Annotated in this window: 20 protein-coding genes and 1 pseudogene; 15 read left to right on the top strand and 6 right to left on the bottom strand. The window is 70.3% G+C overall.

The window, feature by feature from the left end:
• The first annotated feature begins 19 nt into the window (after window positions 1–19).
• The 8 genes from ABZS71_RS23805 (at window position 20) to ABZS71_RS23770 (ending at window position 8014) form a co-directional block, all read left to right on the top strand.
• Complete coding sequence (locus tag ABZS71_RS23805; protein ID WP_355845275.1) at window positions 20–1141, top strand: aromatic/alkene monooxygenase hydroxylase subunit beta; 1122 nt, start codon at window positions 20–22, stop codon at window positions 1139–1141.
• The gene (mimD, locus tag ABZS71_RS23800; RefSeq protein WP_355845272.1) at window positions 1138–1494 is read left to right on the top strand and encodes a propane 2-monooxygenase effector subunit MimD; all 357 of its coding nucleotides are present in this window, start codon (window positions 1138–1140) and stop codon (window positions 1492–1494) included. The genes ABZS71_RS23805 and mimD overlap by 4 nt, the downstream gene beginning before the upstream one ends.
• Window positions 1495–1540: 46 nt before the next feature.
• A complete protein-coding gene (locus ABZS71_RS23795) occupies window positions 1541–2551 on the top strand; it encodes an amidohydrolase family protein (RefSeq protein WP_356213301.1) in 1011 nt (336 codons plus the stop codon).
• On the top strand, window positions 2548–3288 hold the full coding sequence (locus ABZS71_RS23790) for an iron-sulfur cluster assembly protein (RefSeq protein WP_356213298.1): 741 nt from the start codon (window positions 2548–2550) through the stop codon (window positions 3286–3288). Before ABZS71_RS23795 ends, ABZS71_RS23790 begins: the two co-directional genes overlap by 4 nt.
• On the top strand, window positions 3285–4310 hold the full coding sequence (locus tag ABZS71_RS23785; RefSeq protein WP_356213295.1) for an NAD(P)-dependent alcohol dehydrogenase: 1026 nt from the start codon (window positions 3285–3287) through the stop codon (window positions 4308–4310). The genes ABZS71_RS23790 and ABZS71_RS23785 overlap by 4 nt, the downstream gene beginning before the upstream one ends.
• A gap of 162 nt (window positions 4311–4472) precedes the next feature.
• Window positions 4473–6149: a chaperonin GroEL gene (gene groL / locus ABZS71_RS23780; protein WP_356213292.1), complete on the top strand. Its 1677-nt coding sequence runs from the start codon at window positions 4473–4475 to the stop codon at window positions 6147–6149.
• A gap of 123 nt (window positions 6150–6272) precedes the next feature.
• A complete protein-coding gene (locus ABZS71_RS23775) occupies window positions 6273–7643 on the top strand; it encodes an Nramp family divalent metal transporter (RefSeq protein WP_355845257.1) in 1371 nt (456 codons plus the stop codon).
• Window positions 7644–7687: 44 nt separating this feature from the next.
• Complete coding sequence (locus tag ABZS71_RS23770; protein WP_355845254.1) at window positions 7688–8014, top strand: putative quinol monooxygenase; 327 nt, start codon at window positions 7688–7690, stop codon at window positions 8012–8014.
• A gap of 287 nt (window positions 8015–8301) precedes the next feature.
• On the opposite strand, the gene ABZS71_RS23765 is transcribed toward ABZS71_RS23770, so the two are convergent.
• Both ABZS71_RS23765 and ABZS71_RS23760 read right to left on the bottom strand, forming a co-directional pair.
• A complete protein-coding gene (locus ABZS71_RS23765) occupies window positions 8302–8580 on the bottom strand; it encodes a DUF4190 domain-containing protein (protein ID WP_355845251.1) in 279 nt (92 codons plus the stop codon).
• A 3-nt stretch (window positions 8581–8583) separates the two neighbouring features.
• Window positions 8584–8739: a hypothetical protein gene (locus ABZS71_RS23760; RefSeq protein ID WP_355845248.1), complete on the bottom strand. Its 156-nt coding sequence runs from the start codon at window positions 8737–8739 to the stop codon at window positions 8584–8586.
• 148 nt (window positions 8740–8887) lie between these two features.
• On the opposite strand from ABZS71_RS23760, the gene ABZS71_RS23755 reads away from it, so the two are divergent.
• Window positions 8888–9517, top strand: coding sequence for a TetR family transcriptional regulator (locus ABZS71_RS23755; RefSeq protein ID WP_355845245.1), 630 nt, complete (start codon window positions 8888–8890; stop codon window positions 9515–9517).
• On the opposite strand, the gene ABZS71_RS23750 is transcribed toward ABZS71_RS23755, so the two are convergent.
• Window positions 9483–10814 (bottom strand): M6 family metalloprotease domain-containing protein, encoded by a 1332-nt coding sequence (locus ABZS71_RS23750; RefSeq protein ID WP_356213289.1) that lies wholly within the window; start codon window positions 10812–10814, stop codon window positions 9483–9485. The genes ABZS71_RS23755 and ABZS71_RS23750 overlap by 35 nt on opposite strands.
• A 320-nt stretch (window positions 10815–11134) precedes the next feature.
• On the opposite strand from ABZS71_RS23750, the gene ABZS71_RS23745 reads away from it, so the two are divergent.
• Window positions 11135–11779, top strand: coding sequence for a helix-turn-helix domain-containing protein (locus ABZS71_RS23745; protein ID WP_356213286.1), 645 nt, complete (start codon window positions 11135–11137; stop codon window positions 11777–11779).
• Between the two features lie 183 nt (window positions 11780–11962).
• A complete protein-coding gene (locus tag ABZS71_RS23740; protein WP_356213283.1) occupies window positions 11963–13471 on the top strand; it encodes an MFS transporter in 1509 nt (502 codons plus the stop codon).
• Window positions 13472–13683: 212 nt separating this feature from the next.
• Here the strand turns inward: ABZS71_RS23740 and ABZS71_RS23735 are convergent, their stop codons facing one another.
• Window positions 13684–14184: a MarR family transcriptional regulator gene (locus ABZS71_RS23735; RefSeq protein ID WP_355845530.1), complete on the bottom strand. Its 501-nt coding sequence runs from the start codon at window positions 14182–14184 to the stop codon at window positions 13684–13686.
• A gap of 125 nt (window positions 14185–14309) precedes the next feature.
• On the opposite strand from ABZS71_RS23735, the gene ABZS71_RS23730 reads away from it, so the two are divergent.
• Window positions 14310–15092 carry a class III extradiol ring-cleavage dioxygenase gene (locus tag ABZS71_RS23730; protein WP_356213280.1) on the top strand — a complete coding sequence of 261 codons (783 nt, stop codon included), beginning with the start codon at window positions 14310–14312 and terminating at the stop codon, window positions 15090–15092.
• Window positions 15093–15133: 41 nt separating this feature from the next.
• Here the strand turns inward: ABZS71_RS23730 and ABZS71_RS23725 are convergent, their stop codons facing one another.
• Window positions 15134–15544, bottom strand: a complete 411-nt coding sequence (locus tag ABZS71_RS23725; RefSeq protein ID WP_356213277.1) for a hypothetical protein — start codon at window positions 15542–15544, stop codon at window positions 15134–15136.
• A 377-nt stretch (window positions 15545–15921) separates the two neighbouring features.
• Here ABZS71_RS23725 and ABZS71_RS23720 point away from each other — a divergent pair, with 377 nt between their 5' ends.
• Window positions 15922–16923, top strand: coding sequence for a sigma-70 family RNA polymerase sigma factor (locus ABZS71_RS23720; RefSeq protein ID WP_356213274.1), 1002 nt, complete (start codon window positions 15922–15924; stop codon window positions 16921–16923).
• A gap of 188 nt (window positions 16924–17111) precedes the next feature.
• On the opposite strand, the pseudogene ABZS71_RS23715 reads toward ABZS71_RS23720, so the two are convergent.
• A pseudogene (locus ABZS71_RS23715) lies at window positions 17112–17459 on the bottom strand (SDR family oxidoreductase); the annotation flags it as partial.
• A gap of 160 nt (window positions 17460–17619) precedes the next feature.
• Between ABZS71_RS23715 and ABZS71_RS23710 the strand changes: the two are divergent.
• The gene (locus tag ABZS71_RS23710; RefSeq protein WP_355845224.1) at window positions 17620–18381 is read left to right on the top strand and encodes a DeoR/GlpR family DNA-binding transcription regulator; all 762 of its coding nucleotides are present in this window, start codon (window positions 17620–17622) and stop codon (window positions 18379–18381) included.
• The gene (gene pfkB, locus ABZS71_RS23705) at window positions 18378–19322 is read left to right on the top strand and encodes a 1-phosphofructokinase (protein WP_356213272.1); all 945 of its coding nucleotides are present in this window, start codon (window positions 18378–18380) and stop codon (window positions 19320–19322) included. Before ABZS71_RS23710 ends, pfkB begins: the two co-directional genes overlap by 4 nt.
• Window positions 19323–19373: the final 51 nt, after the last annotated feature.

Raw genomic sequence — 19373 nt, 5'->3', positions numbered from 1 at the left:
GACGCGAGGAGCCGTACGCATGACCACGCAAGCCGACAACCCGGTCAAGGGGGAGCGCAGCTTCCCCAAACCGCAGTTCACCGATGCCGAGGCGGGAGCACTGGTCTTCCCCGGTTCCGGCAGCCGGGCGTTCACCTACTACAAGCCGCAGAAGATGCGGGCCAGCATGTACGAGGACGTCACCTTCGACGTCCAGCCGGACCCGGAGCGCCACCTGCTCCAGGGCTGGATCTACGGCTTCGCCGACGGCTCCTCCGGCTACCCGCAGGACTGGACCGAGCAGCGCTCCTCCGACTGGCACCTCTTTCGCGACCCGAACGAGGAGTGGGAGCAGACGATCTTCCGCAACAACGCCAACGTCGTGCGGCAGATCCAGCAGAACCTCGCCAACGCCCGTAAGGCCGACGCCTACCAGCAGTGGACGCCCACGTGGACGCACTTCGTGGAGCGCAACGTCGGCGCCTGGATGCACGCCGAACAGGGCCTGGGCATGCACGTGTTCGTGGCGATCCAGCGGTCCGCCCCCACCAACATGATCAACAACGTCCTCGCAGTCAACGGCACCCACAAGCTCCGCTTCGCCCAGGACCTCGCTCTCTACAACCTGGACATCGAGGAGGAACTGCCCTCCTTCGACGGCTCCGCGCACATCCAGGCGTGGCAGAGCGACCCGGTCTGGCAGGGCGTGCGCGAGACGGTGGAGCGGCTGACCGCCGTGCAGGACTGGGCGGAGGCTGCCTTCGCCACCAACCTCGTCTTCGAGCCGCTCGTGGGCGAGCTGTTCCGCAGCCAGTTGGTCATGCAGATCGCCGCCCGCAACGGCGACTTCACCACCCCGTCCGTGATCGGCGCCGGCGAGGGTGACTACGACCGCGACCTGCGCTGGACCCGCGCCCTGTTCGAGCTGCTGCTCGGCGACGAGAAGCACGGCGAGGCCAACCGCGCCACCGCCGAGCGCTGGCTGTGCCAGTGGCTGCCGCCCACGCTCGACGCCGCCCGCCGCCTTCAGCCGCTGTGGTCGCAGGCCGACGAGAAGGTCCTGCGCTTCGAGGACAGTCTCGACCGGGCCAAGGACCGGTTCGTACGACTCATGGACGGCTTCGGCCTCTCCGTCGCCTCCGCAGAAGGGACCCCGCGGTGAACACCAAGCCCCCCTCCGCCTTCTCCTCCGACCGCAGCTCCTCCAACCGGTGCGGCGTCACGCTGATGAACAACCAGAACGGCCATGTCGTGGCCGACGTCATGCGCACCAAGGAGCACGTCACCGTCACCGACTACCCCTCCATGATCCGGGTGGACGGCGAACGCCTGCTGACCTTCGACTTCGAGGAGATCTCCGACGCCCTCGGCTTCGACTTCGAGGTGAGCGACTTCGAGGAGATCATGTCCACCCACTACGGCCGGATGGTCCACCTCGACGACCGCACCATCCTCTTCGCCAACCCCGAGGACGCGGCCGAGTACATCGACTTCGACCTCGTCCCCGTCGACTGACCGCCACGGGCGCAGCCGCACTCAGCAGGAAGGCAGGCAGCAGGCCATGTACCGCAAGGACGGCGTCGACTACTTCATCGTTGACGGGCACATCCACTTCTGGGACGCCAGCGAGGAGAACATCGCCAACAAGTACGGCGAGGGCTTCATCCGCTGCTTCTACGACTACCAGCGCAATCTCAGCCCGCAGGAGTGGGTCTGGCCGCTGGAGAAGTTCCGCAAGTACAGCGAGCAGGACCTGATCCACGACATCTTCGACACCGGGTACGCGGACTGGGCGATCTTCCAGCCGACGTATCTCGGCGAGTTCTACCGTGAGGGTTTCAACACCGTCGAGCGGAACGGCGCGTTGGCCCGCAAGCACCCCGACCGGCTGATCGTCAACGGCGCCTTCGACCCGCGCGAGGGCGAGTCGGGCCTGGAGCGCCTGGAGAAGCTGCACGCCGAGTGGAACCTGCGCGGCGTCAAGCTCTACACCGCCGAGTGGCGCGGCTCCTCCAAGGGCTGGAAGCTGTCCGACCCGGAGGCCCAGGACTATCTGGCGCTGTGCGAGCGGCTCGGCATCCGCAACATCCACGTCCACAAGGGCCCCACCATCTGGCCGCTGAACCGGGACGCCTTCGACGTCGCCGACATCGACCACGCGGCCAGCGCCTTCCCCGGCCTGAACTTCATCGTCGAGCACTCCGGACTGCCCCGTCTCGACGACTTCTGCTGGATCGCCACCCAGGAACCGAACGTCTACGCGGGCCTGTCCGTCGTGATGCCGTTCATCCACACCCGCCCCCGATACTTCGCCCAGATCATCGGCGAGCTGCTGTACTGGCTCGACGAGGACCGCATCGTGTTCGGGAGCGACTACGCGATCTGGAGCCCCAAGTGGCTCGTCGAGCGGTTCGTCGACTTCCAGATCCCCGAGGACCTCCAGCCCGAGTACGGCGTCCTCACCACCGACGTCAAGCGCAAGATCCTCGGCCTCAACCACGCGCGGCTGTACGACCTGAAGGTTCCCCAAAGCGCGCAGGTACCCGCCTCCGGTGCGGTGGCGGCGGCATGACCGCTGTCACCGCGGCGGTCGACCGGGTCACCGCCGTCAACGCGGCACTGGCGGCGGTGCTCGACCCGGAACTCGACCGGCCCATCACTGACCTGGGCTTCGTGCGATCCGTCAGCGTGGGCTCCGACGGCTCGGTGGAGGCCAGACTCCGGCTGCCCACTTACTTCTGCGCCCCCAACTTCGCCTGGCTGATGGTGGAGGACGCCCGGCGCGCGCTGGTCGGGCTCTCCTGGGCGGGGGAGTGCCGGGTGATCCTGGAGGACCACTTCGCCTCCGACGAGATCAACGAGGGCGTGGGCTGCGGCAAGGCCTTCGCCGACGCGTTCCCCGGCCTCGCCGATCCGGACCGCATGGAGGAACTGCGCGCCGTCTTCCTGCGCAAGGGGCACCTCGCCGGGCAGGCCCGGCTCGGCCGACGGCTCCTGGAGCGCGGCTGGACCCTGCGACAACTCGGCGACGCGGTCCTCGGGGACCTGCCCGAGCGCCTCACGGTCACGGTCCGCAAGCGCCGCTCGCTGCTGGGCCTGCCGACGGACCCCGGCGCCCCGCTGTTCGCGGACGACAAGGGGAACGCCGTGCCCACCGTGGCTCTGGAGGGACACCTGCGCCGGGGCCGTACCGCGGGCGTCGGCATCGAGGCCAACACCCTGGTGTGCGAGGGCCTGTTGGTCACCCGCTACGGGCCGGACGACTGCGATACGGCAGCGGGCGGCGGCAGAAAGGAAGGAACGGCATGAAGGCCGTACGACTGCACGGTTACGAGCGCACTCCGGTACTCGACGACGTACCCGACCCGGCGGTCGCCGGGCCCCTCGACGTGATCGTCAGGATCGGCGGCGCTGGGGTGTGCCGCACCGACCTGCACATCATCGAGGGCCAGTGGGAGGCCAAGAGCGGGGTGGCCCTGCCGTACATCCAGGGGCACGAGAACGCGGGCTGGGTGGCCGAGGTCGGCGCGGCGGTCACCGGTCTCGCACCCGGTGACCCCGTCATCCTGCATCCGCTGGTCACCTGCGGGCTGTGCGCGGCCTGCCGGCGCGGCGACGACGTGCACTGCGCGGCGAGCGCCTTCCCCGGCATCGACGCGGACGGCGGGTTCGCGGAGTACCTGCGCACCAACGCCCGCGCGGTCGTCCCGCTCGACCCGGGACTCGCCCCGGCGGAGGTGGCCGCGCTCGCCGACGCCGGGCTCACCGCGTACCACGCGGCGAAGAAGGCAGCCCACAGGCTCGCGCCCGGCGACAAGGCCGTGGTGATCGGCGCGGGCGGGCTCGGACACATCGGCATCCAGGTGCTGGCCGCCCTGACCCCGGCCGAGCTGATCGTCGTCGACACCTCCGCCCAGGCGCTCAAGCTCGCCGAGACGCTCGGCGCGCACCACACCGTCGTCGCCGACGGCAGCCAGGCCGACCAGGTCGCCGCGCTCACCGGCGGCCAGGGCGCCGAAGCCGTCCTCGACTTCGTCGGCGAGGGCGGGGCACTGGAGGACGGCGTACGGATGCTGCGGCGGGCCGGCGACTACTACGTCATCGGCTACGGCGGCACCCTGTCCGTGCCGACCATCGACATCATCTCCACCGAGATCAACTTCATCGGGAACCTGGTCGGTTCGTACACCGACCTGGTCGAGCTGATGAACCTCGCGGCGCGCGGCCTGGTCACCCTGCACACCGTCACCTACCCGCTGGACGCCTTCGACCGGGCCCTGGACGACCTTGACCGGGGCCGTGTGAGGGGGCGCGCCGTGCTGGTGCCCTGAACCGGCACCGCCCCGTACAGGTGGCGGCGGCCCATCCGTGGACCCGTTGTGAGGGTCGGCGCACCACGGAGACCGCACGGGCCGCCGCCACCGCTCCACCGACACGCATGCACCCCGTACACCCCTCGACGTATCCCGCTGGACGGAAGGGACGACACCGCCATGGCGAAGGAACTGCGCTTCAATGCCGAAGCGCGCGCACTGCTGGAGAGTGGGGTGAACGCGCTGGCCGACGCCGTGCGCGTCACCCTCGGCCCCAAGGGCCGCAACGCGGTCCTGGAGAAGCTGACCGGGCCACCCACCATCACCAACGACGGCGTCACCATCGCCCGGGAGATCCAGCTCAAGGACCCCTTCGCCAACATGGGCACCCAGCTCGTCAAGGAGGTGGCCACCCGCACCAACGGGGACGTCGGTGACGGCACCACCACCGCGACCGTGCTCGCCCAGGCGATCGTCCGCGAGGGACTGCGGGCGGTCAACGACGGTGCCAATCCTGTCTTGTTGAAGAACGGCATCGAGGCCGCCGTGGCGGCCGCCGTCGCCTCCCTGACCGCCCAGTCGCGCCCGGTCCGCTCGGACGACGAACTGGTGCGCGTGGCCGCCCTGTCCGCCAACAACGACCCGGCCATCGGCGGGGCCATCGCCGAGGCCGTGACCCGCGTCGGACGCAGTGGCGTCGTCACGGTCGAGGAGTCGTCGGCGTTCGGCCTGAGCGTCGAGTACGCGGAGGGCCTGGACTTCGACAACGGCTGGATCTCCCCGTACATGGTCACCGATCAGGGGCGCATGGAGGCCGTACTGGAGAACCCGTACCTCCTCTACTGCGACACCAAGATCAGCAAGGTGCAGGAGCTGATGCCTGTCCTGGAGCAGGTGACCCGCACCGGCTCCCCGCTGGTCGTCATCGCGGAGAACGTCGAGGGGTCCGCGCTCGGCATGCTCGTCACCAACGCGGCGCACGGCACCTTCCGTTCGCTCGCGGTGCGCGCGCCCGGCTTCGGCTTCCGGCGGATCGCGGAGCTGGAGGACATGGCCGCGCTTACCGGCGGGCGCGTCATCACCGGTTCGGCCGGGCGCACGCTGGAGGGCGCCACGCTGGAGGATCTCGGCCGCGCCGAGAAGGTCATCGCCACCGAGCGGTCCACCACCGTGCTGGGCGGCGCGGGTGGCGACGAGCGGGTGGCCGAACGCATCGAGAACCTCAAGACCGAACTGGAACGTGCCGTCAACGAGCACGACCGTGACAAGCTCGGCGAACGCATCGCCAAGCTCTCCGGCGGCGTCGCCGTCATCCAGGTCGGCGCCGCGAGCGACGTCGAACTGCGGGAGAAGCAGATGCGGTTGGAGGACTCGCTCGCCGCGACCCGGGCGGCGGCCGAGGACGGCGTCGTGGCGGGCGGTGGCGCGGCCCTGCTGCACGCGCGCGCCGCCATCGTGGCGCTGGACGGGCCCGGTCACGGCGATCCCGAACTTCCTGACACGGACGCCGCCGTGGGTCGGGCCATCGTCGCCAAGGCGCTCGCCGCGCCGCTGCGGTGGATCGCGATCAATGCCGGTCTCGACCCCGACGAGGCGGAGGAGCGGGTGGCCGCGCTGCCCGTCGGCAGCGGCCTGGACGCCCTGCGCGGCGACTACGCCGACCTGCACCTGCGCGGGGTCATCGACCCGGTGAAGGTCACGCGTAGCGCGTTGCTCAGCGCCGCGTCGATCGCCGCGCTGCTGCTCACCACCGAGACGCTGGTGGTCGAGGAGGTCATCGGGAACCCGGGATCCATTCACTCGCCGGAGATCGGGGACCTCGCCGAGGGGCTGCCCCGGCCCTCCAACATTTCCTGACCGCAGCCGGCCGCGCGCCGCCGCGTCTGCGGTCCGCCGCCAGCCGCGGCTCGATCGCGGCCGGGCGCGCGGTTCCCCGAGCCCCTACGGGCGCATCCCAGTGACAAGGAGCGCGGCGACATCATGACGGCTGATCCCTTCACGACCCACACCGACCAGCCCTCGCCTGCCTCCGCCAGGAGTCCCGGCGCGGGGGCCGAGGACGGCGGCCGTACGCCGGGGGAGCGGCGGCCGCCGTTGCGGGCGGGGGTGTCGCACACCCTCCTCGGACCCGCTTTCGTCGCCGCCATCGCGTACGTCGACCCGGGGAACTTCGCCACCAACGTCCAGGCGGGTGCCACCTTCGGCCCGCTGTTGCTGTGGGTGCTGCTCGCCGCGAATGTCGTGGCGATGCTCCTCCAGTACCTCTCCGCCAAGCTCGGTGTCGCCACCGGCAGGAGCCTGCCGGAGCTGTGCCGCACCCGGTACCGCAGACCGGTGGTGTGGGGGCTGTGGGTGCAGGCGGAGGCGGTCGTCATGATGACCGACCTCGCGGAGGTCGTCGGTGGTGCCATCGCCCTCCACCTGCTCTTCGGGCTCCCGTTGTGGCTCGGCGGCCTCGTCATCGGCGCGGCCTCGCTGGCGCTCATGCCGATGGGCGGCCGGGGGAGACGCCGCTTCGAGGTGCTCATGGCGGCCTGCCTGGCCTGTCTGCTGGCGCTGTTTCTCAGCCAGGCGCTCGGCACCGGAGCCCCCTTGGCCACGGCCGCCGACGGACTGATGCCCCGTCTGTCCGGAGCCGAGAGCCTGGTGCTGGCCGGCGCAATCGTCGGCGCCACCGTGATGCCGCACGTCATCTACCTGCACTCGGGGCTCACCAGCGACCGTTACAGCCTGTCCCTCGACCCAGGGTCGCCCGGAGCGGACCGTGGCCCGCCGGGCGACCGCGACCGGCTGCTCCGCCACCGCTTGCTGCGCCACGTACGGGCAGACGTCCTGCTCGCCATGGGCCTGGCGGGCGCCGTGAACGTGGCCCTGCTGGTGTCGGCAGCGACGCTGTTCCATCCCGGCGCCCCGGAGGCCGCCACCTCCCTCGGCGCGGCGCACGACGCGTACGGGCGGCTCGTCGGCCCCATGGCGGCCCTCGTCTTCGCCCTGGCGCTGCTCGTCTCGGGCCTCGCCGGCACGAGCGTCGGCATGTACGCGGGAGAGGTGGTGATGGGCGGCTTCCTGGGCCGGCGGATCCCCGTGCTGCTGCGCAGGCTGCTCACCATGGCGCCCGCCATCGCGGTGCTCGCCGCCGGCGGCAGCGCTACGGCCAGCCTGGTCATGAGCCAGATCATCCTCTCCTTCGGCATCCCTATCGCCCTGGTTCCGCTGGTCCTGCTCACCCGCGATCCCGCCGTCATGGGCGGCTGGGTCAATCGGCGCGCGACCACGTACTGCGCCTGGGCGGTCAGCGCCGTGGTCGTGGCGCTCAATGCCGCCCTGCTGGTGAGTCTGTTCACCGACTGACACTGTTGAGAGGGTCCGCCCCTCTGTCGTACGAGGAGTTCCGCATGATCTTCATCGCCGTACGGTTCACCGTCCGCCCCGAGTTCCGCGACCAGTGGCTCGACCGGGTGGCCGACTTCACCGCCGGGACCCGCGCCGAACCCGGCAACCTCTTCTTCGAGTGGTCCGTGGACGCCGCCGATCCGAACCGCTTCGTCCTCCTGGAGGCGTTCGCGTCCCCGGAGGCGGGTGTCGAGCACGTCGACTCCGACCACTTCAAGACGGCCATGGCGTGGATGCCGGACGTCGTCGCCGAGACGCCCGACATCATCAACGTCGAGACGGAGGGGCAGGGGTGGTCGCGCATGGCCGAGGTCGCGCCTCGGAAGTGAACCGTTCCGGGTTTGTCGGAGGCTCCGGACTGTCCCGGCTCGGGTGGAGCCGAGTCACCTGGTTCACGTTACCGGCCAGGCCAAGTCGGCCGCGCGGGTGGGAGAACTGCCGCTGTGAGTACCACTGGTTCTTGCGAATGCGGTCATGCGGCCGGCGTGGTGACGGGCGTCACGCGTCGGCAACGGCCCTTCCACTGAGTGGAAACGCCTGAGCGCCTCAGCGGAAACACCGACGGCCGCGCAGTGGTGTGTGCGCGGCCGCGGGTATGTCGGGGGCGGGGCGTGGATCAGCCGCCGAACTGCCAGAAGACGGAGTGGTTCAGCGTCAGCAGAACGATCAGCAGAACCACATCCGCGATGCCGAGCGCGAGTCCGAGCAGCGCCCGGCCCCGGCGGCGGGTCTCGCGGGCGAGCGCGAGCGTCCCGAGGACGATGGCGCAGGGCCCGAAGACCGCGTTGAACAGCAGCAGGCCGATCAGGCCGAGGACGAACGAGGCGACGGCCATGCCGTCGGCGTCCCGGCGCGCCCTGGCCGGCGACGTGCGGGATGGTGCGGTGATTGCCATGGGTCAGTTCCCCTTGTGCCCGGTGCGTTCACGGATGAAGAAGACGAACAGCCAGGCACCGATGGCGCCTGCGGCGGCGAGGAACAGTGGGAGCGGGGTGTGCGCCGCCGCGCCCAGAAGGACCCCCATCAAGGCGAGGGCTGCGACGATGAAGAGCATGTGAGCCTCTCTCGTAGTGACGGATCCGGTTGCGGATGGCGTGCGAGTTGTTGTTCGGTGAACAGTTGGATTCACAACTGTTCACTGAGTTCTAGAGTACCCCGCACAGGACTGGCAGAAGTCAGCGAACGGCTGTTTACTGAATGATATGAGTCACACGTCCGGGGTCCGGCAGGCCCAGAAGGAGAAGACGCGGCGCGCGCTGCTGGATGCGGGGCTGCGGCTGCTGGAGAACCAGAGCCTGAGCAGCCTGGGTCTGCGCGAGGTCACCCGGGTGGTGGGGGTGGCCCCCGCCGCCTTCTACCGCCACTTCCGGGATCTGAGCGATCTCGGCGTCGCGCTCGTCGAGGAGTCGCTGAGCAGTCTGCACCATATGATCCGCGCGATACTCACCGACCAGGCCGGTGACGAGGAGCGGATCGATGCCACCGTGGAGGCGGTCGCCGAGCATGTGCGCCGCTATCCAGCACATATCCGCTTCATCGCGCGCGAGCGGCACGGCGGCGTGCGTGCCGTACGGGAGGCCATCGCCACCGAGTTGGGGCGGTTCGCGGACGAGGTCGCGGCCGCCTTCACCCCGCGGCTCGCGTCGGAGGGCTGGTCGCCGGAAGATGTCCGGATCCTTGCGCAGCTCTATGTCGACCATATGGTGATGACGGCGACGGCCTTTCTGGAGGCCCAGCCGGACCGTCCCGAGATCGAGCGGCAGGTGGCCGCCACCGCGCGCAAGCAACTGCTGCTGATCAGCCTCGGGCGCCGGCACTGGCGCGACGGGTGACCTCGACCCCGTAGTCGCCCCTCGCGTCCCGCCCGGTGACACGGATGCGCACGCGCGTGCCGTCCGCGGTCCGGGTGAAGGTCTCGCCGGGCCCGAACGCCGCGTCGCTGAGCCCGGGATGGACATTGCGCTCATGGGTGCAGCCATGGCCGCCGGGGGTGCTGTCCATGATCGTGACGGGGCCGCTGCCGGAGTCGATACGGGTGTCCACCCAGGAGACAAGGACGCCGGGCTTGCATATGGCCTCGTCGTTGCCGCCGCTCTCGCGCGCCTCGACGGCGTAGCCGGTGGACGGCGAGAGGGGAACGAAGAGCAGCTTGGTCCCGTCCGGGCGGCTCAGCGGGGCGAGCATATGCGCCGTGGCGCCAGCGCGGGCGGCGCAGGCCACCTGGTGCGGGCCGAGCCAGCCGAGCTTCCACTTGTGCCAGGCCAGCAGGTCGTTGCCGACGCCCCAGTCCTCGGACATCACATCCCAGTGGCCGACCTTGTCCCCACCGCCCCGGGTGTAGAGGTCGGGCAGCCCGAAGACATGGCCGTTCTCGTGCGGGAGGACGCGGAAGCCGGTGCGGCGCAGCGAGCCGGAGCCGTCGTCCTGGCGGCTGTAGACGAAGGAGACATTGGCGAGCGGAACACCGTCGGCGGTCGGGGCGCGCTGGTTGTCGGCGTAGGTGACGGACAGGACGGCGTGCGCGGCCGGCGGTCCGGCGTTCGGCGTGACCAGGACGTTGACCAGGTCGTAGCGGCGGAAGTCGACCTTACGGTCGGCCGCGGCGGCGATATCGGCGGCCAGTTTGCGATAGCCGGGCTCAAAGGGGCTGCCGCGCTTGATGCCGTACGAGCGGAAGGAGTGCGGCATCCGCAGCCAGCGGTCGATCGGCATCGCGGGGCGGTAGTCGAGCCGCCCGTACGAGCTCTGTGCGAACCAGCGCGAGGTCTGCGGGAAGAACTCCTCGAAGCGCTGGCGGGCCGTGCCCTTGCCGTGGACGTCCGGGAAGTCGATCATGAGGTTGAGGGCGTTGATCGTGCCCGTACTACGGCTGTAGCCGCGCCCGGTGGGGATTCCCTCGGACATCTGGAGCCCATGGCCCGGGGCGAGGGCGCACGGTCCGAGGGAGCCGGCGGCCGGTTTCGCCGAGAGCGCCGGGGCCCGCGTGGGCGTCGTGGTGGTCGCGGGACGCGGCGTCGCCGCCGGGGCCACCACTGCCACCGTGAGCACGGCGGCAGTGGCGAATGCGCTGCCCCGGCGGGGCCTGCGTATTCGTATGCGGGGGCGGGTGGTCTCGCGGGTCTGCTCCATTGCCGACCACGGTGTGGGCGGGCGGGCGGGGACGCCCGTGGGGTGCCGCCGTGCGGGGGAATCGGCTGGTCCGTCCGGGCGGTATCGCCCTCGGATGAGTGTGAGGCAGGTCACCTGCGGACGGGGATATTCCGGGGACTGATTCCCCGTTTAAACCGGTGATCACACAAACGGGGACCGACTCCCCGGAAAAGTTGAACGTCGAAGCGTCGAGACCGGGACGCGAGTCGCCGTACGCCGTACGCGGAGACGCCGTACGCCGTACGCGGAGACGCCGTACGCCGTACGCATGGATGCCGTACGCAGAAAGGAGTGCTGCCATGGCCGCCACGACCGCGAAGTCCGCGCAGCCCCGGCTGCGCGCGGACGCCTTGCGTAATCGGGAGCGGATCGTCGCCGCCGCCCGCGAAGTGCTCGTCGAGCACGGGGCCGAGGTCCCGCTCGATGAAATCGCTCGACGGGCCGGTGTCGGGAATGCCACGATCTACCGGCACTTCCCGGACCGCCGTGACCTGATCCATCACGTCACCCTCTCGGTGATGTCCCGCGTCGCCAAACAGGCCGAATCGGCCCTGGCCGAGGAGCCGGACGCCTTCCGGGCGCTGTGCCGCTTCGTCCACGCGGCGGCGGATGAGCGGATCGGCGCGCTGTGTCCGCTGCTCTCCGACGGAATCGACAAGGAGCACCCTGACCACATCGCCGCCCGCGACCGTCTGGACGCCGGTATCGACGCCCTGATGGTGGCGGCGCGCGCTGCCGGCCTTCTGCGCACCGACATCGACGTCGGTGATCTGATGGTCGCCCTCACTCAGCTCACCCGGCCGCTGCCCGGCAGCGGTTGCGTGAACTTCGACAAATTTGTGCACCGGCATCTGCAGCTGTTCCTGGACGGTCTGTCGGCCCCGGCGCGCTCCGAACTACCCGGCTCCGCCGCCACCTTGGAGGATCTGCAGCACCGGCCGTAACAGAGAGCGCACGACGGCCGATCGCATCGCACCGCACCGTCACCGCCTACTTTTCGCGCGTTCACAGGTCTTCTGTGCCTGCGTCTTCACCTCACGCTCCCTCGTGTCCCAACGGCCTGAGCCGGCCTGACCGGCTCCACACGTCCCATTTGTCACTCTCCGCACCGCTAGGTAGGCACAGCCATGCCCGAAACGGCTCAGTTCGTCGATCCCCGGCGCTGGAAAGCGCTGATATTCATCGCCCTCGCCCAGCTGATGGTCGTGCTCGACGCGACCATCGTGAACATCGCGCTCCCCTCCGCGCAGGCCGATCTCAACATCTCCGACGGCAACAAGCAGTGGGTCATCACGGCCTACGCCCTCGCCTTCGGCGGACTGCTGCTGTTCGGCGGCCGGATCGCGGACCTGTGGGGCCGGAAGCAGACCTTCATCGTGGGCCTCGTCGGCTTCGCGGCGGCCTCGGCGGTGGGCGGCGCCGCGCTCAACAGCTCGATGCTGCTCGGCGCCCGCGCGCTGCAGGGCGCGTTCGGCGCGCTGCTCGCGCCCTCCGCGCTCTCGCTGCTCTCCGTGACGTTCACCGACGCCAAGGAGCGCGCCAAGGCGTTCGGCATCTTCGGTGCCATCGCGGGCGGTGGCGGCGCCGTCGGTCTGATCCTCGGCGGTGTGCTCACCGAGTACATGGACTGGCGCTGGACGTTCTTCGTGAACATCCCCTTCGCCATCGTCGCCGCGGCCGGTGCGATCGCCGTGATCCGCGAGCCCGTCGAGAGCCGTAACCCGTCCCGGCTGGACATCCCCGGCGTGGTCCTGGCCACCACGGGTCTGGTCTCGCTGGTCTACGGCTTCACCCGCGCCGAGTCCGACGGCTGGTCCGCCGGCCCGACCGTCGGGCTGTTCATCGCCGCCGCCGTACTGCTGGCCGCCTTCGCGGTCGTCGAGTCCCGGGTGAAGGCCCCGCTGCTGCCGCTGCGCGTGGTCACCGACCGGAACCGCGGCGGTGTCTACGCCTCGCTGGGCCTCGCCATCATCGGCATGTTCGGCCTGTTCCTCTTCCTCACCTACTACATGCAGATCGTCAAGGGATACAGCCCGGTCAAAACCGGCCTCGCCTTCCTGCCGATGGTCGCGGGCATGATCACCGGCTCGACGCAGATCGGCGCCCGGCTGATGACCCGGGTCCCGGCCCGGCTGCTGATGGGGCCGGGCTTCCTGGCCGCCTCGGCCGGCATGCTGCTGCTGACCCAGCTCGACCTGGACACCTCGTACCCGGGGCTGATCCTGCCCGCGATCCTGCTGCTGGGTCTCGGCATGGGAACGGCCTTCATGCCGGCGATGAGCCTGGCCACGCACGGTGTCCAGCCGCATGACGCGGGTGTCGCCTCGGCGATGGTCAACACCTCGCAGCAGGTCGGCGGCGCCATCGGCACCGCGCTCCTCAACACCATCGCCGCCAGCGCCACCACCGAGTACGCGAAGTCGCACGCGCTCGCGGCGCCTTCGCGCAAGGCGCTGGCGCTGCAGTCGATGGTGCACGGCTACACCACCGCCATCTGGTGGGCCGTCGGCATCCTGGTGCTGGCCGCCACGATCGCCGTCACGCTGATCAACTCCGGAGGGAAGGACGGCGGCGGCACGGTGGCGGGCTCCGGTGACGGGGCGGCCGAGGAAGCCGTTCCGGTCATGGCGCACTGAGCCGGGGCCTCTGAGCGGTCGTACCCAAGCGGTCGCACGGAGGCGGTCGTACCGAAGCGGTCGTACGGAGGCGGTCGTACCGAAGCGGTCGTACGGAGGCGGTCGTACCCAAGCGGTCGTACGGAGGCGGTCGTACGGAGGCGCAGGCCCCGCTCCCTCGTGGAGCGGGGCCTGCGGGTGTCTGGGTTCCGGTGCCCGCGTTCCGGGGCCGCTCAGCGCAGCCAGGGCAGATCGGCGCCCTCCGGCTGCAGACCGTCGGCGATGATCCGGCAGACGTCACCGAACTGCGCGATCTGCTCCGGGGCGAGCCGGTCGAAGAGCGCCATCCGTACGGCGGCGACATGGCCGGGGGCGGTCTCCTGCAACACCTTGAAGCCCTTGTCGGTGAGGACGGCGTTCTGCCCGCGCTTGTCGGAGGTGCAGTCCTCGCGCCGCACCCAACCGTCCTTCTCCATCCGGGCGATGGCGTGGGACAGCCGGGAGCGGGTGATCTTGGCGGCCTCCGCGAGCTCGGTCATCCGCATCCGGCGGTGAGGCGCCCAGGAGAGCTTCACCAGCAGTCCGTAGTACACATGAGGCATGCCCGCGTCGCGCTGGAGCTGACGGTCGAGATGGTCTTCCAGAAGCATGCTGGCCTGGATATACGCCTGCCAGGTGCGCTGCTCCTCATCGGTCAGCCAGCGCGGCTCTTCGGCGTCTGCGGGGGTCTTCATGGCGTTGTCCACAGTGCTTATTGTAAGTGTACTTCTTGAACTTTAAACAAGTGCGCGGTACGGTGGGGCATGCTTGCTTGAGGCTTCAAGTATGTGGTTCTCGGTATCTCGTTCGAGGGGTCGTCATGTCCGTGTCCGACGGGCGCATGCCCGCCCTCTACCTCAGCCATGGTGCGCCGCCGCTCGCCGACGATCCGGTCTGGCCCGGCCAGCTCGCCGCCTGGTCCGCGGAGCTGCCCCGGCCCACGGCCATCCTTATGATCTCCGCCCACTGGGAGGAGGCGCCGCTGGCCATCGGGGCCACCGAACAGGTCCCGCTCGTCTATGACTTCTGGGGTTTCCCCCGCCACTACTACCAGGTGCGGTACGCCGCGCCCGGCGCCCCCGAGCTCGCCGAGCGCGTCCGTAAGACGCTGCGTACGGCGGGCACGCCGGTCCAGGACATTCCGGACCGGGGGCTCGACCACGGTGCGTACGTCCCGCTGGTCGAGATGTATCCGGGCGCCGACATCCCCGTCCTCCAGGTGTCGATGCCCACCCTCGACCCGCGGAGGCTGATGGAGATCGGGCGGAAGCTCGCGCCGCTGCGGGACGAGGGCGTGCTGATCGTCGGCAGCGGCTTCTTCACCCACAACCTCGCCGCGCTGCGGGAGACGGGCCCGACGCCGCCGAGCTGGTCGGCCGAGTTCGACGACTGGGGGCAGCGCGCCCTCGGCGGGCAGGACATCGACGCCCTGCTCGACTTCGAGCACACCTCCCCGGCGGGGCGGCTCGCGCATCCGCGTACCGAGCACTTCGCGCCGCTGTTCGTCACGCTGGGTGCGGCGGAGTCGGAGCTGGGCAGCCACCGCAGCGTGATCGACGGGTTCTGGATGGGGCTGGCGAAGCGGTCGGTGCAGTTCGGCTGAGCTGCTTCGGGGCGCCGACTCGTCCGGCGTTCCGCCGGTGCCTAGTTCGACCGCATGTGGAACACGTAGAACGACATGGCCGTCATCGCCAGACCCACCCCGAGCCCCATGGCCGAGGCCCGGTACACCGACGCCCCGCTCAGGGAGTACAGAAAGCCGATCGCGGACCCGAGGACCGTCCCGTACAGCGTCGCCCGGACCTCCGGCATCAGGCCCGACTGCACCCTGCCGACGCCGTAGCAGACCGCTCCGACGACCACGGCCGCCACCAGGCCGAGGAGGCCGGCCGCGAGGAGGGTCGACCCCTGGTTGTGGTCGATGAAGATCGCGTAGCCGCCGAAGAAGATGCCCAGGGTGAGCGGGACCACCCAGGAGGCGGAGGGGTGGAGGCGCGGGGCATGCATCCGTCGATGACGACGTTCATCCAGTGGGGTGGCTGTGGGGGCGTTCATGGGCAGGACCTCCTCCTCGTCGCCGCACCCCGCCCTGACCTGTCGCTTTCCAGCGCACACCCATACGCCGCACCCGGCAACTCAGCCCGCGGACGTCTCCGGGCAACCCGGGACCCACGAGATTCGTCCTGAGGGGTGGGCGAGAAAGCGGGGGAGGGGCGGGACAACCGCGCGGAGGGGGTCTGACCTGCGCTTCCCGATGCTCCGACGCCGCGCGGACGGCCCTGTGGCCGGACAGGATACTGCATGATCATAAAAAGGTGGGTGCGGCATGGGAATTCTGTCCGGATTCCAGTCGTTGTTTCCATCGGACGGGGCACCCGGCAGAGGAAGGTCCGTCCGTAGTCCGCGCCCGATCCATCTGTAAGGGAGCACGCATGGCAACCCGTGCCGTCGCCCGTAATCAGGCCACCAGTGGTGGCGCTGATGGGGCCAACAGTGTTCGCGCCACAGGCGGGGAGATCGCCGATCGCGACCTGGTCGGCATGTATCTCGACGAGATCGCTCGCACCCCGCTGCTGGACGCGGCGAAGGAGGTCGAGCTGTCCCAGTCCATCGAGGCGGGTGTATACGCCCAGCAGATCCTGGACGGAAAGGTTGAGGACGCCCCCGCCGCGGGTGCGAGCCGTGAGGAGCTGGAGGCGATAGCCGCCGAGGGCGCCCGCGCCAAGGACGTCTTCATCCGCTCCAACCTGCGCCTCGTCGTGGCCGTGGCGCGCCGGTACCCGCGCAGTGGGCTGCCCTTGCTCGACCTGATCCAGGAGGGCAACGCGGGCCTGGTGCGCGCGGTGGAGAAGTTCGACTACACCAAGGGCTTCAAGTTCTCGACGTATGCGACCTGGTGGATCCGCCAGGCCATCACGCGCTCGATCGCGGACCAGTCCCGTACGATCCGGCTGCCCGTGCATCTGGTCGAGGAGCTCGGCCGGATCCGTCGGGTGCAGCGGGAGTTCAACCGTGAGCACGGCCGTGAGCCGGAGCACGCGGAGATCGCCAAGGAGCTCGGCTCCACCCCGGAGCGGGTCTCGGATGTGCTCGACTGGGCGCGTGACCCAGTCAGTCTGAATATGTCGGTCGACGACGAAGGGGAGACCCAGTTCGGCGATCTGCTGGAGGACACCTCGGCTGTCTCGCCCGAGCAGTCGGTGATGACGCTGCTGCGCAGCGAGGAGCTGGAGGACCTGATCGGCCGCCTCGACGACCGCACCGCCTCCATCATCAAGGCGCGGTACGGCATTGACGACGGCCGGGAGCGCACGCTGACGGAGGTCGGCAAGCAGCATGGCCTCACCCGTGAGCGGATCCGCCAGATCGAGAAGCATGCGCTGCTTGAGCTGAAGAAAATGGCGCGCCAGACCGGTTTCGACGCCGCCGCTTGAGTTATACGTACAGGCAGACCCCGCCCTCCGGGGTCCCAAGACCCTCGGACCGCATGAACCACATGCACCCCATAGACCGAGCCCCGGCGCATCTCCCCCCCCAGCGCCGGGGCTCGCCCCTTGTCCGGCCGCTCTTGTCCGGCCGCTCTTGTCCAGCTCTCGTGTCCGGCCGGCCGGCCGTCGGGTGATCAGGCGGCGAAGCCGCCGTCCACGGCGATCGACGCCCCGGTGATGTAGCGGCCGCTGTCGCCCGCGAGGTGGGACACGGTCGCGGCGATCTCCGTGGGCCGGCCGAAGCGGCCGAGCGCGGTGAAGCCGCTCTGCAGGGCGGCGCCCTCGCCGTCGGCGGGGTTCATGTCCGTGTCGACCGGGCCGGGGTGGACCAGGTTCACCATGATCCCGCACGGGCCGAGCTCGCGGGCCAGGGCCTTGGTCAGCCCGGTCAGCGCGGTCTTGCTGGTCGCGTAGAGGCTGCCGTCGGGGAAGGCGACGCGCTCGGCCATACAGCTGCCGATGTTGATGATCCGCCCTCCGTCGGCATGTCCGGGGGCATGTCCGGGGGCGGGGCTGCGCGGTCGTGAGCCGGTGATGCCCGGCCGAGTTTGTTTGGTGCCCGAGTCTGTTTACTTTCCAGAAGTAGCGACGTAATCTGGCCGCGAAATCACAGGTTCGGGCATGGAAGGGACGTAAACCCACATGTACGCACCGGAGCGTCAGCAGGAGATCCTCCGGCTCGCCCGCGAAAGCGGACGGGTGGATGTCCTGTCACTCGCCGAGGAGTTCCAGGTCACCGCCGAGACCGTACGGCGCGATCTGCGGGCCCTCGACCGGGCGGGGCTCGTCCGCCGCGTGCACGGGGGCGCCATCCCGGCCGGCCGGCTCGACTTCGAGCCCGACCTCGCCGAGCGCGAGTCCACCGCCGCCGATGAGAAGGACCGCATCGCCCGCGCCGCCCTCGCCGAACTGCCCTCCGACGGCAGCGTCATCATCGACGCGGGCTCGACGGCGGCCCGGTTCGCCGCAGCCTTCCCCTTGGAGGCCGGTCTCACGGTCGTCACACATGCGCTGCCGATCGCCGCCCGCCTCGCCGACCACCCCGGTATCGCACTGCATCTCGTCGGCGGACGGGTCCGCCATCGCACCCGCGCCGCCGTGGACGCATGGGCGCTGCGCGGCTACGGCGAGCTCAAGGCCGATGTCCTCTTCCTGGCGACGAACGGCTTCTCGCTTCAGGGCGGGCTGACCACCCCCGACCTCGCCGAGGCGGCCGTCAAGAGCGCCATGATCGCCGCCGCCCGACGGGTGGTGCTGCTCGCGGACTCCGCCAAGTTCGGCCAGGAGCACTTCGCCCGGTTCGGCGGCCTCGACGACGTCGATCTGCTCATCACGGACACCGGGCTCAGCCCACAGGACGCCCTCGCCATCGAGCAGCAGGGCACGGAAGTAGCGCGCGCATGATTCTCACCGTCACGCCCAACCCCAGCCTGGACCGTACGTACGAGATCCCGGCGCTGGAGCGCGGCGCCGTGCTGCGGGCCACCACCGACCGGGTCGACCCCGGCGGCAAGGGCGTCAATGTCTCGCGCGCCGTGGCAGCAGCCGGGCACCGCACAGTCGCCGTGCTGCCCGTCGGCGGACCGGAGGGCGCGCTGCTCGCCCGGCTGTTGGGGGAGCTGGGCATCGAGGCGGCGGGCGTGCCCGTGGCGGGCTCGACCCGGGTCAACATCTCCGTCGCGGAGCCGGACGGCACCCTCACCAAACTCAACGCGGGCGGGCCCGAGCTGAGCGACGGCGAGGCCGAGGCGGTGCTGGAGGCCGTACGGACGAGGGCCGACGGCGCCGACTGGATCGCCTGCTGCGGCAGCCTGCCGCGCGGACTCGCGCCCGAGTGGTACGCCGAGCTGGTCGCTCGGGCCCACCGGGCGGGCACCCGGATCGCGCTGGACACCTCGGGCCCCTCGCTGACCGCCGCCCTGCGCGAGCGCCCGGATGTGGTGAAGCCCAACGCCGAGGAGCTGGCCCAGGCCGTCGGCCGTCCGCTCGCCACCGTGGGCGAGGCGGTCAAGGCGGCCGAGGAACTGCGAGGGCTGGGCGCCCGCGCCGTCCTGGCCAGCCTCGGCGCCGACGGCCAGCTGCTGATCGACGAGACGGGCACCTATTTCGGCACGGCGCGGGTCGCCGCCGTCCGCAGCAACGTCGGGGCGGGCGATGCCTCGCTCGCCGGATTCCTCGCGGCGGGCGGCACCGGACCCACCGCGCTCGCCTCGGCCGTGGCCCATGGCGCGGCGGCGGTGCAGCTGCCGGGCAGCGCGATGCCGACCCCGGCCGACCTCGACCCGTCCGCCGTCGTCGTGACGGCGGCTGTCCCGCTGGATCGCGTTCTCAAGGAGCCCGCGTGACCGGCCCGACCCACTCCCACCCCCCAGTCCCCACTCCGTCCGTCCGCCTGC

The sequence above is a fragment of the Streptomyces sp. NPDC005393 genome, assembly GCF_040606675.1.
GTDB lineage: Bacteria > Actinomycetota > Actinomycetes > Streptomycetales > Streptomycetaceae > Streptomyces.
This window is presented reverse-complemented; position numbering and strand designations above follow the sequence as displayed.

Bases quoted from the DNA above. Each gene is read 5' to 3' on its own strand.
- ABZS71_RS23785 (WP_356213295.1), top strand. From the start codon at position 3,285: ATGAAGGCCGTACGACTGCACGGTTACGAGCGCACTCCGGTACTCGAC.
- groL (WP_356213292.1), top strand. From the start codon at position 4,473: ATGGCGAAGGAACTGCGCTTCAATGCCGAAGCGCGCGCACTGCTGGAG.
- ABZS71_RS23730 (WP_356213280.1), top strand. From the start codon at position 14,310: ATGTCCGTGTCCGACGGGCGCATGCCCGCCCTCTACCTCAGCCATGGT.
- ABZS71_RS23790 (WP_356213298.1), top strand. From the start codon at position 2,548: ATGACCGCTGTCACCGCGGCGGTCGACCGGGTCACCGCCGTCAACGCG.
- pfkB (WP_356213272.1), top strand. From the start codon at position 18,378: ATGATTCTCACCGTCACGCCCAACCCCAGCCTGGACCGTACGTACGAG.
- ABZS71_RS23795 (WP_356213301.1), top strand. From the start codon at position 1,541: ATGTACCGCAAGGACGGCGTCGACTACTTCATCGTTGACGGGCACATC.
- ABZS71_RS23710 (WP_355845224.1), top strand. From the start codon at position 17,620: ATGTACGCACCGGAGCGTCAGCAGGAGATCCTCCGGCTCGCCCGCGAA.
- ABZS71_RS23745 (WP_356213286.1), top strand. From the start codon at position 11,135: ATGGCCGCCACGACCGCGAAGTCCGCGCAGCCCCGGCTGCGCGCGGAC.
- ABZS71_RS23725 (WP_356213277.1), bottom strand. From the start codon at position 15,544: ATGAACGCCCCCACAGCCACCCCACTGGATGAACGTCGTCATCGACGG.
- ABZS71_RS23735 (WP_355845530.1), bottom strand. From the start codon at position 14,184: ATGAAGACCCCCGCAGACGCCGAAGAGCCGCGCTGGCTGACCGATGAG.
- ABZS71_RS23750 (WP_356213289.1), bottom strand. From the start codon at position 10,814: ATGGAGCAGACCCGCGAGACCACCCGCCCCCGCATACGAATACGCAGG.
- ABZS71_RS23755 (WP_355845245.1), top strand. From the start codon at position 8,888: ATGAGTCACACGTCCGGGGTCCGGCAGGCCCAGAAGGAGAAGACGCGG.
- ABZS71_RS23765 (WP_355845251.1), bottom strand. From the start codon at position 8,580: ATGGCAATCACCGCACCATCCCGCACGTCGCCGGCCAGGGCGCGCCGG.
- ABZS71_RS23770 (WP_355845254.1), top strand. From the start codon at position 7,688: ATGATCTTCATCGCCGTACGGTTCACCGTCCGCCCCGAGTTCCGCGAC.
- ABZS71_RS23720 (WP_356213274.1), top strand. From the start codon at position 15,922: ATGGCAACCCGTGCCGTCGCCCGTAATCAGGCCACCAGTGGTGGCGCT.
- ABZS71_RS23775 (WP_355845257.1), top strand. From the start codon at position 6,273: ATGACGGCTGATCCCTTCACGACCCACACCGACCAGCCCTCGCCTGCC.
- ABZS71_RS23740 (WP_356213283.1), top strand. From the start codon at position 11,963: ATGCCCGAAACGGCTCAGTTCGTCGATCCCCGGCGCTGGAAAGCGCTG.
- ABZS71_RS23805 (WP_355845275.1), top strand. From the start codon at position 20: ATGACCACGCAAGCCGACAACCCGGTCAAGGGGGAGCGCAGCTTCCCC.
- ABZS71_RS23760 (WP_355845248.1), bottom strand. From the start codon at position 8,739: ATGCTCTTCATCGTCGCAGCCCTCGCCTTGATGGGGGTCCTTCTGGGC.